Source organism: Acetobacterium wieringae, assembly GCF_026646375.1.
In the GTDB taxonomy this organism is placed as follows: domain Bacteria; phylum Bacillota; class Clostridia; order Eubacteriales; family Eubacteriaceae; genus Acetobacterium; species Acetobacterium wieringae_A.
In genome coordinates, this window is sequence record NZ_JAIPPU010000012.1 from 73451 (window position 1) to 86707 (window position 13257).

The window sequence follows — 13257 nt, forward strand, 5'->3', positions numbered from 1 at the left end:
TCACTTTGAAATTAGAACATTTTTGGAATAATATATAGTACAAAAAAAAGCTACCAAAACTCTGGTAGCTAGACGATCATAGTATACACAAAAATATGCTTACCTTAGACTCTGTGCTTTGCGTCTCTAACTTTCGTCAAATTTGCCTTTAGTGTCTATATTTAGATGTCTCAAATACATTCAAACTTTAACACAGTTGTATCAGTTTTGTCAACATTATTGTTGCATTTTACGTTGAATTTTATCTTTCTATAGTCATAATCATCGGAAGATTTCAATCTAGTAAAATAGACACATATAATTTTTGTATTCTGAGAGTTTTTTCTCCACAATCTCCTCAAACCGTTCATTATAAGTTTTCACGTCTTTTACCGTGAAAACCTTTGTGATATTATCGGTCACTGGATCATAAAGGTTCCCTGTTGCTCCGGCCCCAATACCTAGCGTAGACTGACATTCAGCCATCATCAGAATGTTATAGATTCCTTCATGTCCCGGCTTGGCATAGCCGATGTTTTCGCTGTTGTCACGGGTATATTTTAGGCGATACAAATAATAGGGATCGAACCCTGTCATAGCTAGGCGTTTTTTTACTGCCTGATAAAAGTCTTCGCCATATCCTTCGTTAACAACAATCCCATTTTTATCTTTTAATCGGGAACCTTTCTTAATCGACAGGCTGTGAATTGTAATGTTTTGAGGATCAAGAGCGATTACGGCTTCCAGGGATTGTAAAAAATCATCTGGTGTTTCGTTTCCCAATCCGACAATCAAGTCCATGTTCAAGGTTTTAAACTCAAGCGACTTAATTAATTTCACCTGTTGTTCAAGAAGTCCCTCTTCCCATGGTCTTCCAATACTAAAAAGTGTTTGCGGGTTCATCGACTGCGGATTTAGACAAATCCGTTCTACTCCATGCGCGCGTGCAACTTCCAACTTTTCCCGATTAATCGTTTCGGGTCGCCCTGCTTCCAGGGTATATTCGCGAAGCTGTGATAAATCAAAACTATCCTCAAGCACTGACATCAGCCGTTCCAATTGATTGGCACTCAGCACAGTTGGCGTACCACCACCAATATACAAGGTGTCAATTCGCAAATTGGAATCCTTTAAAACTTCTCCAGTTTTCTGAATCTCAATAAGTAAATGATCAAAATAGCGCTGTAAATTTTCACCTTTTTTGTCAACAATCGTGGACACAAAGGAACAATAGTCACATTTAGAGGGACAGAGAGGAATTCCTACATATATGCTTATACGACGATTCGCCTCATTAACCTGTTCGCTGTGAATGAAGCTGTCTTGCGTTTTTGCAATCTGAAGCAAAAGATCGGTGCGATCATTGCTGACACGATAATAGTCCCTGAATCTATTTCTAATTTGGGTTGATGTCCAACCCTGTTTGTAATATTTCTGCACCATTTTAACTGGTTTAATGCCGGTTAATGTTCCCCACTGCAGCGTTTTTTCAAAGTATTCAGATAGAAAATCATAAAGAAACCCCTTATAAACGCTATTTTCAAGGGGTTCGACACTGTTATTTAATTGATAGGTTCGAGTTAATGATTTACCACCTTCCCATGTCAAAGTTAGCACGACTTGCATTCCAATGGTTTTCTCAACGAGTACACCATCTGCTTTTCCTGTCAAGACATTTTTCACTCCCGGATCGAAAGCCTGATATAATTCATGAAAATAATATTCTAATTCTGGCCGTTCCAGATCAAAGCGAAGTACTCTCATTGAACCCTCCTAGAAACGCCCCTTTAAAAAAGGATTGTTCATTTTTTCGTACCCAATGGTTGTATTCCCGCCATGTCCTGGTAGAACAATGGTTGCATCGTCAAGGATAAACAGTTTCGTCACAATCATATTGAGTAACTCACTTAAGTCGCCGTCTGCAAAATCAGTTCGCCCGATCGAGGCATAAAAAAGAGTATCTCCGGCAATGAGTTGACCATCTGCAAAAAAACAGACCCCACCCTTTGAGTGACCTGGTGTATGGATTACACGGATAGCAATATCACCCAATGTGATTGTCTGATTTTCTGATAAGTACCCATCGGCTGGAGGCAACACCATGGCCATGCCTGCTAATACAGAGAGGTTTCGTTTTGGATCAAGGAGACAGTCAGCATCATTTTCGTGAATCAGAACCTTTGCTCCAGTTAATTGCTTAATCTGATTAACGCCACCAAGATGATCGAAATGACCATGGGTCAGCAGAATATATCTTACCTTGAGCTTATTGTCATGAATGATATCACCAATCTGTTGATCCTCAAATCCAGGATCAACCACCGCAGCTTCTAGCGTGTTCTCATCCCAAATCACGTAACAATTTGTGCCCATTTGTCCCAAGGATTTTTTGATTATTTCCATATTTGTTTCCTTATCTTTATTAGTCTATTAAAAATTTTTTTCACTATCTAACAACAAAGTAACCGGACCATCGTTGACAATCAATACTTCCATTTCCGCCTGAAAAATACCCGTTTCAATTTTTTTAATTGGCTGACATTTTAATTTATCGACAAAAATGGCATATTTTTTTTCAGCAGCATCCACAGGCCCACTTCGCGTAAAGCCTGGCCTTCTGCCCTTACGACAATCACCGTAAAGGGTAAACTGTGAGATTAATAATAATTCTCCTTCAACATCGAGAATGGAGCGATTCATTTTTCCATCTTCATCTTCAAAAATTCTCAAGTTAACCAATTTATTGATGATATAGTCCATATCAGCTTCGTTGTCGTCATCTTTAATGCCCAGAAGCACATTAAGTCCATGGGCAATTTTCGCCACTGTTTCATTGTTTATCCGCACTTCTGAAGCGGTCACCCGCTGTATTACTGCCCGCATAGCTTCTCCTTATACTCGGTATATATGTGTTATTTCCTTAATTTTATTGAGATTTTTTATCAGCAGATTTAATTCCCGACGGCTTTTAACCTCGAGTGTAGCCGAAAAAAAGTCATATTCATTTTTTTCGTTTTTCGCATTCAGAGCTGTCACTGGAATACCCATATCCAGAAAAGTTTTCGAAATTTGAATAATCGTTCCCGGTGATTCTTTGGCTTTTATGTGTATTTCTGCCGTAAATGATCCAGTACTGTATTTATTCCATTCGACTTCTACAATGCGGTTGGGATCCGTGAGATTAAGAACATTGGAACAATCTGCCCGATGGACTGAGATTCCCCGGCCTTTTGTAATATATCCAACGATTTTGTCACCAGGCACCGGATTGCAGCATTTAGCAAAATGAACATCAATTTCGTTATGGCCGGCAACAATCACTGTGCTACTGGATTTCTTGGGATCCTTGGTCGGTTTCTTTAAGACAATTTCTTCAACTTCTTCGGGAAACTCTTTAGGAAACAGTAGCTTCATTTTTTGAAAAACAGTTCCAATTTTTATCCCATTATAACCAATGGCCGCATAAAAATCGTTGAGGCTCTTATAACTGCACTTTTCCGCCAAAATCTCCAGGTTGTTCAAATTTAACAAATTCGAATGCTGCAAACCCTCACGTTTGATTTCACGCTCCAAAATACTTCGGCCTTTTTGAATGTTTTCATCTTTTTCTTCTTTTTTGAAGTATTGCTTTATTTTGTTGCGTGCATGTGGGCTCTTAACAAAAGTCAGCCAGTCTCTGCTGGGGCCATTCGAATTCTTGGAAGTCATGACTTCCACGATGTCTCCACTCTTTAAGGGACTATTGAGTGGGACAATTTTGTTATTTACCCGAGCCCCGACACAGCTATTTCCGATATCACTATGAATTCGGTAAGCAAAATCCAGGGGACATGATCCTGCCGGTAGCGGAACTACGGCACCTTTTGGAGAAAAAACGTAGACCTCTTCATTAAGAAGATCAACTTTAATGGTTTCCACCAATTCTCCGGCATCTTCAGAATCCCGCTGGAGTTCAAGCATTTGACGAAGCCAGGACATCTGAACCTCATACTTATTGTCCTTGGCATCCATTCGCCCTTCTTTGTATTTCCAGTGGGCAGCAATACCATATTCTGCAGTTTCATGCATTTCTCTGGTACGAATTTGAATTTCGAAGGGCTCGCCTTTGGGTCCCATCACCGTAGTATGAATGGACTGATAGAGATTTGGTTTCGGCATGGCAATATAGTCTTTAAAGCGACCTGGAATGGGTGTCCATTGTGAATGAACGACACCCAATACCCCATAGCAATCTTTCAATGAATCGACAATAACCCGTACGGCAATCAAATCGTAGATTTCGTCAAAGCTGCGATTCTGGCTCTTCATTTTTCGGTAGATACTGTAGAAATGTTTAGAGCGCCCATAAATCTCAGCGTGGGTACCGACCTTTTCGATTTCCTTGGATAACACTTCAATTACATCGGCAATGTAGGCTTCCCGGGCGCTTTTCTTAATTTTTATTTTTTGAACTAAATCGTAGTAACCTTCCGGATCCAAATATTTTAGTGCCAAATCTTCCAATTCCCACTTGATAGTCGAAATTCCCAGTCGATTTGCCAAAGGTGCATAGATATCCAACGTTTCTTTGGCTTTCTCAATCTGTTTAGCTTCCCGCATGTATTCCAATGTACGCATATTGTGAAGTCGGTCAACCAGCTTGATCAAAATGACCCGAATATCTTTGGACATGGCTAAAATCATTTTGCGGAGGTTTTCTGCCTGACTTTCTTCTTTGGACTGAAAACCAATCCGCCCAATTTTTGTAACACCCTCCACCAGATCAGCAATATTCTGATTGAATTCTTCTTTTATATAGTCATATGAATAGATTGTATCTTCAATAACATCGTGCAAAATAGCGGCCACTATCGTTTCCGTATCCATTTGCATTTCAGCCAAAATATAAGCAACAGAAACCGGATGAATTACATAGTCTTCTCCAGAAAGTCGTTTCTGATCTTTATGGGCTTCTCTGGCCAAGTCATAAGCCTTATAGATCATCTCCGTTTGAGCATCTGGATTGTTTGCTTTAACCAGGTTTATTACATTGTCAATTTTTCCTTTTACTGCGTCATTATCCATATCGTTTCTGCCTCTTATTTATGAGTAGTCTTTAGTAGGGGTAGGTCACAATCGAGTGTACAAAATAATTCTTAAGAAGCTCACGCCCCCCCAATTCGGTGAGTTCAATCAAAGTGATAATGCCCGAAATTTCCCCGCCAAGATTTTCGATCAACTTAGTAGCAGCCATCATTGTTCCCCCAGTAGCCAGTAAATCATCCACGATAATAACCCGATCTCCCGGCTTGATGGCGTTTTTTTGGATTTCGACGACATTTGATCCATATTCAAGATCATAAGCTTCAGATGAAACCTCCCCTGGTAATTTTCCAGGCTTTCGAACAGGCACCAAACCAGCGCCAATTAAGTATGCCAATGGCGTACCAAAAATATAACCTCTGGCTTCAGGAATTACGATTATATTTGCATCAAGAGCTTTTGCCACCTTCGTCATTTCGTCAATAACATGCGCAAAAGCCTTTGGGTTTAAAATCAGACTGTTTATATCTTTAAAACTAATACCTTCCTTGGGAAAATCTTCGTAAATACCAATGTTTTCTTTTAAATCCATCTTAATCTCCCTTTTCAATCACAAATCATTTTTTCTAATTTTATCATTAGTTGCGTGTTTTGAATATCCTTTTTTTCCTGTGTTTCTATAATTTTCGAAAAAACCAGCCCGTCCTTTAATCGATATGCAATCAATCCGGCTTCTCGAAGTATTTCGCATGCCATTAAGAAATGAAATGGTGATAAATTTTGGTTATTTGCGATTTGAACGGATACCCCAACTTCACCCGATTTTTTCAACGCCAGATATACGATTTTAACGGTCTCCCGCTGCAAACGCAATTCATCCGGGTCAATTCCATAGGACTGCAACCTGATTTCTTCTTTAGGATTCACTGATTGAACAATGGATTTCACCAAAAACATCGCCATGTTATAATCCCAGATGGGATTTCTCCGGATGTCTTTTAATACCAATTGTAAGGTTTTATTCCCGCGATACTCATTAACATCCAGCCGACAAATAATCTCCACTCCTCGGAAAGCATTTTCTCTTAATTCGGGGTGATTGGTCAAAAACTCGCCAAATCCAAAACCTACACCACCAACATCATTACTCAAACTCAGACTCAAATGATTGTGTTCTTTTCCCATGGTTCTCATTGAAACAATATCCGGACGGTTTAGGACAAATTGCACTCCGGGATTCCCAAGACCACATGGTTCAAAGTGTAAACAGTCATTAAAAAGATTCCAGGTGATTTCCGTTTCTTCAATAATCGCATCGTAGGGAATTTTTTTGATCAAGTGTTTTTGTATTTCTGCAACGTGTCCGTATTCAATAATTTTTTTGGTCATCAGTGCGAGGTTTTCAACTTTGATACTAAAACCGGCTGCCTGATCGTGGCCACCATAACTGCTAAATAACTCACTGCAGGATTGCAAGGCTTCAAAAATATTAAACCCTTCAACACTGCGACAGGATGCTTTCCCCATACCATCAGCCACACTAATGACAATCACAGGATTATAATACTTTTCCTGAATCCGGCTGGCGACAATTCCAATCACTCCCGAGTGCCAGTTTTCCCCAATGACGATTATGATATCATTTTTATATAGCTCCTGAGATTCAACCTGAGCAAGTGCTGCATCCAGAATGGTTGATTCAAGATTCTGACGTTTCCGGTTTTCATCACTTAAAAACCTAGCCAGTTCCATCAGTCTGGCTGGTTCACATCCGCTGAGTAAGTCAACAATGTGATGCGCTTCACCTAATCGCCCTGCTGCATTAATCTTAGGACCCAGCACAAAACCGAAATGCCAAGCTTTCACCTGGATCAACTCACTCACTTCAATCATGGCCTGAATGCCTGGATTTTTAGGGTTTGTGTTAAGATAACGTAGTCCCATAGCAACTAGAATTCGATTCTCATTCTGTAGCGGAACCAGATCGGCTACTGTGGCGACTGCAACGCATTCGATCGCATTTTGCAAATCAAAATCTAATCCAAGCCTCGAACTGATCGCTTGAACAAGTTTAAAAGCTACTCCAGCGCCACATAATTCTTTAAATGGGTAGTTGTCACCAGGAACCTTAGGGTTAATAATTCCAAATGCCGCTGGAAGCGTCCCATGACATTCATGATGATCCGTCACAATTACATCCAGATTGTGCTGGTTGCAAAAATCAATCTGATCATTGGCGGAAATCCCATTATCGACAGTAATCAGAAGCCCCACCGCTTCATCAATTATTTTTTGTAACGGATCAATATGTAGTCCATAACCAGTAATCAGTCGATTAGGAATAAAGTAGGAGACATTGAATTCATGGCGTTTTAAAAAACTGTACAGGATAGATACCCCAATAGTACCGTCTGCATCATAGTCGCCATACAAACATATTTTTTCATTTGCAGCTTTTGCTTTAGCAATTCGATTGACTACTTTTTCCATTTCGTTAAAAAGAAACGGATCATGAAGATCAGCTAGCGAAGGATTAAGATAACGCCGGGTTTCCTCAATTGATCTGATCCCCCGACTAATTAGTATTTCAGCTATTCGTCTTGTTAATTTGAAATCCTTCATGATTTGATTTATTAAACCTTCATTTTCGGACATACTTAAATAACTGTACTTATTCCTTCTTTGTATCCATTGCGTTCTTACTGACATTTCCACCTCAAGATTTAATTACATAATTTACATTAGTCTGTACTTAATGATCGGACACCTAAAACGAAAGCGTCAGGGAGTTATCTCCATGACGCTAAACGCTTTATTACTTGTTCGATTACATATTTACGTTACTAACTTTTGACAACCGCTCTCTTGCTAGCCTGAAATTCTTTAATTTTACACCAGAGAGCACTGGCGACAAAGATGGATGAGTAGGTTCCACTGACAATCCCCACCATTAGCGGCAGAGCAAAATCCTGAACGGCTGGCACCCCAAATGCATATAAGGCTCCGATTGCCAGTAAAGTGGTAAACGAAGTATTAATACTACGACGTAAGGTTTGGCTGACACTGGTATCGACTAAATTGGCAAAATCGAATTTCCCAAATTTAGGACGATTTTCACGAATACGGTCAAAGACTACGATTGTATCATTAATCGAATAACCCAATATCGTTAGTAGTGCTGCTATTAGCGGTGAATTAACTTGAATCTGGAAGATCGAATAGACCCCCAAAACAATAATCAGGTCATGCACTAAGGCGATGACGGCGGCTAAACCAAACATAAACTCGAAGCGGAATGTAATGTATACCAGCATCAGTAATACGGCTACGATTGCTGCTATCATGGCGCTATTGGCCATTTCTGCACCAATTGAAGGACTAACCGTGTCTATGGACAGCAAGTCTGTATCTTCTAAATTATATTTTTCCTGAAATTTTGAAAACAGCGCCTGTCGTTCTTCAGTGGATAAGTCTTTTTTAGTAGAAATAATCACTTGTGTTTTTGCTTCCCCCGCATAGGTCACGTCCGCACTGGAATCATACTCTTCAATCAACGCTTTGGCATCACTGGTTTCAAATGGTGTGTTCAACTCGATGGTAACAATGGTTCCACCGATAAAGTCAATACCAAAATTGAGTCCATTAATAAACAATGACCCAATGCTGATAGCAATTAAAATCAAAGAGAAGGCAAACCATATTTTACTTTTTTCAGCTACTTGAATGTTCTTTTTCATTATGGTCTCCTCTCTATATTCCGTAGAATGAATTGCTTTTAAACAATTCAGTTTTAACGAGCAATATAACCAGTTGCTTAGTAATAACAACTGCCGTAAACATGCTCACAAGAATTCCTAAAATTAATGTCACCGCAAATCCCTGGACGCTTCCACTTCCTAAAAAGAAGAGCACAAAGCCAGCTATCAGCGTTGTAACATTGGAATCGAGGATTGTCGTAAACGCTCTTGAAAAACCATTATCAATAGCTGTAAGTAATGATTTTCCCAGCCGAGCTTCTTCTTTAATACGCTCAAAAATAATAACATTGGCATCAACCGCCATCCCAATGGTGAGAATCAGTCCGGCAATACCTGGCAGCGTGAGCGTAACATTAAGAGCTGTTAAGATAATCATAAAAATAATGATAAAGATTATCAGCGCCAAATCAGCAATAATTCCCAGTCCACGGTAGAAAATCAACATAAAGATGAGAACGAGCGCAATCCCAATCATACCGGCATAGATACTTTTATCCAGTGAGTTTTGTCCGAGTGTCGGGCCAACAGTTCGTACTTCAATTGGCACCAGTTTGACAGGCAGTGCCCCGCCGCGAATAAGTGAAGCAAGATTGCCAGCTTCTTCAATGTCGCCAATTCCTTCAATTACGGCCTCACCGTTAGTGATTGCGACATTGACGGTTGGTGATGAAATAATTTCGTCATCGAGTTTAATCTGAATTGCCTGACCAATATATTTTTGAGTTGCATCTGCAAAAAGTTTGGTACCTTCTTCACTGAATTTTAAGGTAACGACCGCTTTTTCCAACCCAGAGCTGTCAGTCTGCATAACCCCCTTGGAATCCACGACGTCTTTACCCGTCAGAATAACAGTTCCATCAGGCCCTACAAATTCCAACTGAGCTGTTTTACCAATCAGATCCAGGGCTTCTTCCTGATCGCTTACCGAGGGTATGGAAACTCGGATGCGGTTATCACCCTGTTTGGTAATTGTCGGTTCCGAAACACCTAACGTATCAATTCGCTGACGGATCGTCAACATAGCCGATTCAATTTTTTCTGCCGTAACTGCCTCATCATCCGTTGCCTGGGCTTCCAGTACAACATTGACCCCACCGGTTAAATCCAATCCGTAGTTGATGTTTTGGCTGACATTCCCAATGTCATAAACGCCTACTGAAACACCATTAAAGAGTACATATCCTACCAATCCAATAAACAGCGCAATCAGTATCAATAGCATTCCACTTTTTGCCTGACTATTTGTTTTTTGTTTACTCATGTACTTTCCTCCTTGTTGATTTTTTATAATTGCATAATCGATGCCACAGACTTGATGCGGTCAAGAACCTCATCCTTACCCAGAACATCCATAATTAATGCAAGATCCGGACCATGCATTTCACCAGTGATCATGATCCGACTTGGCATAAAAAGCATTTTTCCCTTAATTTTTTCTTCTTTTTGAATCTCCTTAAGGATGGCTTTTCCCCGGGCTGCATCTAAAACTTCCGTCGCTTCGATTTTTTCAATCAGCGCCTCGTATAAACGTTTAGAAGACTCTTCACGCAATAATGTCAATGCTTCCTCATCCTCAATGACATAATCAGTTTTAAATATCATCTCCAATTGCTGAGGTGCCTGGGCAAAATATTCGATACGATCTCTTAGAATCTCGGCAATTTTAGATAACCAGTCCTGCTTTTCTGGAACTTCTTCCTGCTTTATCAACCCGGCATCGACCAAAAATGGTGTCAAATGATTGACCAATTCTTCCAATGGCAATTCTTTGATATAATGGGCATTCATCCAGTTAAGCTTAGCCCGATCAAAAACTGCTCCTGATTTGTTAATTCGAGTAAGGTCAAATGCCTGGATCAGTTCTTCCATTGAAAATATTTCCTGCTCATTCTCCGGACTCCAGCCCAAAAGTGCAAGGAAATTCACTAGTGCCTGCGGTAAATAACCTTTAGCCAGAAAATCACCGACTGAAACATCGCCCTGACGTTTACTGAGCTTTTTACGGTCATCATTTAGTATATTTGGTAAATGGACAAACTTTGGCGATTCCCATCCCAGACATTCATACAGATAGACGTGTTTGGGCGTAGATGGCAGCCATTCTTCTCCACGAATGACGTGTGTAATTGCCATTAGATGATCATCGACAACGACCGCCATGTGGTAAGTCGGAAAGCCATCGGCTTTTAATAATACCTGATCATCCAAATCATTGGTGTTCATCTCGATGACACCCCGCACCAGATCATCAAAAACAATCACATGATTTTCCGGCAATTTCAATCGGATGGTATAAGGCAGCCCCGCCTCAAGATTTGCAGCGATTTCAGGCTGTGTCAATTCTCGGCACTTTCCGTCATATTTCGGCGTTTCACCTTTTTCCTTCTGACGATTTCGAACCTCTTCCAGTCGATCTTTGGTACAGAAACAGTAATAGGCCTGTCCCTGATCGAGCAGCAACGTAATGTATTTTTTATAAATATCAAGACGTTGGGATTGAATATAGGGGCCATGCATGCCTTTTTCAATTACACTATCATTTTCTTTTATTAAGCCTTCATCCGGTATAACGCCGGTCATGTTCAGTGCATCCAGCAGGTTATCCACTGCCCCCTGTTCAAGCCGGGTTTGGTCTGTATCCTCAAGACGGAGTAAAAACTTCCCGTCCATTTTCTTAGCGTATAAGTAATTATACAGTGCTGTCCGCAGACTTCCAACATGAACATTGCCAGTTGGACTCGGTGCAAAGCGATCTCGTACCATTTTCCCTCCATGTTTAATTAAAATAAATGTAAACAGTTCTTTAACTTAATTATTATAGCACTTAATTATCGACTAATCATATATTTTTTTATTTTTTTTGATTAATTGCGCATTTCTGATTAAACTCTTTTTCCCGCGCCAGCCACAAGCAGTTTTCTCATAACGAATTTTGAATTCCTTATTTGTCAGGGCCAATATTTCGTCCAGCGGTGGTGATGCAGTTTCCGCGTCAACCCAAAAGGCTTTTTCCTTTGTTTCTTCAAGATCCTGATTATAGGGGCAGACTTTCTGACAAAGATCACAGCCATAAAGATACGTTGATAACCGCACTTCTTCATCAGTTGACAGGAATTTTTTTTGTGATAGATATGAAATGCATTTTGTTGGTTCCAGACTGAACCCTTCTCCCAGGGCCTGATGAGGACAAGCATCAAGACAGCGCCGACAGGAACCGCAACCATTTTCTGGCAGCAGTGGCGGTTCAAAGCCAATGACGCTGTCAATCAGTATTTGTCCGATAAAGAAAAAAGAACCCAATTGATGATTGATCAGACAGTTGTTTTTGCCGTAAAAGCCCAACCCGGCTCGATATGCAGATCCCCGATCAACCAGTGGACTATTGTCAACAAATAGTCGATACTGTATTGTTACTCCTCCTGTCTGTCGTTGGATGTCATTAATACGCTCCATTAATTGCGTCATTCGTCGCTTCAGTACCCGATGATAATCTTCACCCCAGGAAACCGATGCGATCTGAATCCGATTTTTCGCATCAGACAGTTCTTGAAATGACTGATAGTTATTGATGCCAATAACGATCCCCGTTTTCGCTTCAGGATAAGCTCTTAAATAATTAATACGATCTTCCGGTTCGCCCCCCTCAAAGCCTGTGGAAAATCCTTTCTGATGGCGCCTGATCAGATAAGGTAGACACTCATTCAATGGCTCCACCGAAAAAAAACCAATAAGATCAATACCAGTTTGCTTTGCCAACACGCGAATTATATCTTCAGTCATTCTAACCTCATAAAATCGTCCCAGAGCTCTTTACCGGAACTGGAAAAGCTTCCTGTTGAAAGAAGGTTAAGCCGGGACAAAATCGAAGTTTGTCTTTAAGCTTAAGTCTTCCAAAAGGAAGCTAAAATTTTATATTACACGATGAATACATTCCCACACTTCAGCTTTTCCTAATTTCGTTTCTGCCGAAAATAGGATTAGCTCATCAGATTTCTTCAAATTCAATGATTTGGCTATACGACTTACAGCTTTTTTTTGGTTTGTTTTTGATAGCTTGTCGGCTTTGGTGCCAATTATCACGGGTTTTAAATCATAATAGATCAACCATTCATACATTAACAAATCATCTTCCGAGGGTTCATGTCGGGAGTCTATAAGTTGAAAAATCTGTACCGCATTTTCACGATTCCTAAGATATTTTTCAATCATCTTCCCCCATTTTTCTCGTTCCGTTTTGGAGGCTTTAGCATAGCCATAACCAGGCATATCAACAAAATAGAACCCGTCATTTATTCGATAAAAATTCATAGTCTGGGTTTTTCCCGGTTGGGAACTGGTTCGTGCCAAGCTTCGTCGTTCAATTAAGGTGTTGACAAACGTTGATTTACCAACATTCGAACGCCCAAGTAGCACTATTTCCGGCAGATTATCATCAGGATACTGTGCTTCAGCCACAGCACTGATGACAATTTCCGCTTTTGTTACCTTCATTATTTTC

Annotated in this window: 11 protein-coding genes and 1 riboswitch; all 11 genes read right to left on the minus strand. The window is 40.3% G+C overall.

The features are described from left to right. Positions 1-60: 60 nt before the first annotated feature. Positions 61-157: riboswitch (cyclic di-GMP riboswitch) on the minus strand. Positions 158-279: 122 nt separating this feature from the next. The 11 genes from hemZ to yihA all read right to left on the minus strand — a co-directional run bounded on the left by hemZ (position 280) and on the right by yihA (position 13250). Then, positions 280-1743, minus strand: coding sequence for a coproporphyrinogen dehydrogenase HemZ (gene hemZ, locus Q7P33_RS11910; RefSeq protein WP_303870590.1), 1464 nt, complete (start codon positions 1741-1743; stop codon positions 280-282). A gap of 9 nt (positions 1744-1752) precedes the next feature. After that, the gene (locus Q7P33_RS11915) at positions 1753-2382 is read right to left on the minus strand and encodes an MBL fold metallo-hydrolase (protein WP_303870610.1); all 630 of its coding nucleotides are present in this window, start codon (positions 2380-2382) and stop codon (positions 1753-1755) included. A gap of 27 nt (positions 2383-2409) precedes the next feature. Continuing rightward, complete coding sequence (dtd, locus tag Q7P33_RS11920; protein WP_303870612.1) at positions 2410-2862, minus strand: D-aminoacyl-tRNA deacylase; 453 nt, start codon at positions 2860-2862, stop codon at positions 2410-2412. A 9-nt stretch (positions 2863-2871) separates the two neighbouring features. Next, complete coding sequence (locus Q7P33_RS11925) at positions 2872-5043, minus strand: bifunctional (p)ppGpp synthetase/guanosine-3',5'-bis(diphosphate) 3'-pyrophosphohydrolase (RefSeq protein ID WP_303870613.1); 2172 nt, start codon at positions 5041-5043, stop codon at positions 2872-2874. A 31-nt stretch (positions 5044-5074) separates the two neighbouring features. Further along, a complete protein-coding gene (locus Q7P33_RS11930; RefSeq protein WP_303870614.1) occupies positions 5075-5593 on the minus strand; it encodes an adenine phosphoribosyltransferase in 519 nt (172 codons plus the stop codon). Positions 5594-5607: 14 nt separating this feature from the next. Then, the gene (gene recJ / locus Q7P33_RS11935) at positions 5608-7710 is read right to left on the minus strand and encodes a single-stranded-DNA-specific exonuclease RecJ (RefSeq protein ID WP_369693300.1); all 2103 of its coding nucleotides are present in this window, start codon (positions 7708-7710) and stop codon (positions 5608-5610) included. A gap of 134 nt (positions 7711-7844) precedes the next feature. Beyond that, a complete protein-coding gene (secF, locus tag Q7P33_RS11940; protein WP_303870617.1) occupies positions 7845-8738 on the minus strand; it encodes a protein translocase subunit SecF in 894 nt (297 codons plus the stop codon). 13 nt (positions 8739-8751) lie between these two features. Continuing rightward, on the minus strand, positions 8752-10020 hold the full coding sequence (gene secD, locus Q7P33_RS11945) for a protein translocase subunit SecD (protein ID WP_303870618.1): 1269 nt from the start codon (positions 10018-10020) through the stop codon (positions 8752-8754). Between the two features lie 23 nt (positions 10021-10043). After that, a complete protein-coding gene (gene gltX, locus Q7P33_RS11950) occupies positions 10044-11522 on the minus strand; it encodes a glutamate--tRNA ligase (protein ID WP_303870620.1) in 1479 nt (492 codons plus the stop codon). Between the two features lie 72 nt (positions 11523-11594). After that, on the minus strand, positions 11595-12539 hold the full coding sequence (gene queG / locus Q7P33_RS11955) for a tRNA epoxyqueuosine(34) reductase QueG (protein WP_303870622.1): 945 nt from the start codon (positions 12537-12539) through the stop codon (positions 11595-11597). A 129-nt stretch (positions 12540-12668) separates the two neighbouring features. Further along, positions 12669-13250 carry a ribosome biogenesis GTP-binding protein YihA/YsxC gene (yihA, locus tag Q7P33_RS11960; RefSeq protein ID WP_303870623.1) on the minus strand — a complete coding sequence of 194 codons (582 nt, stop codon included), beginning with the start codon at positions 13248-13250 and terminating at the stop codon, positions 12669-12671. Positions 13251-13257 lie beyond the last annotated feature (7 nt).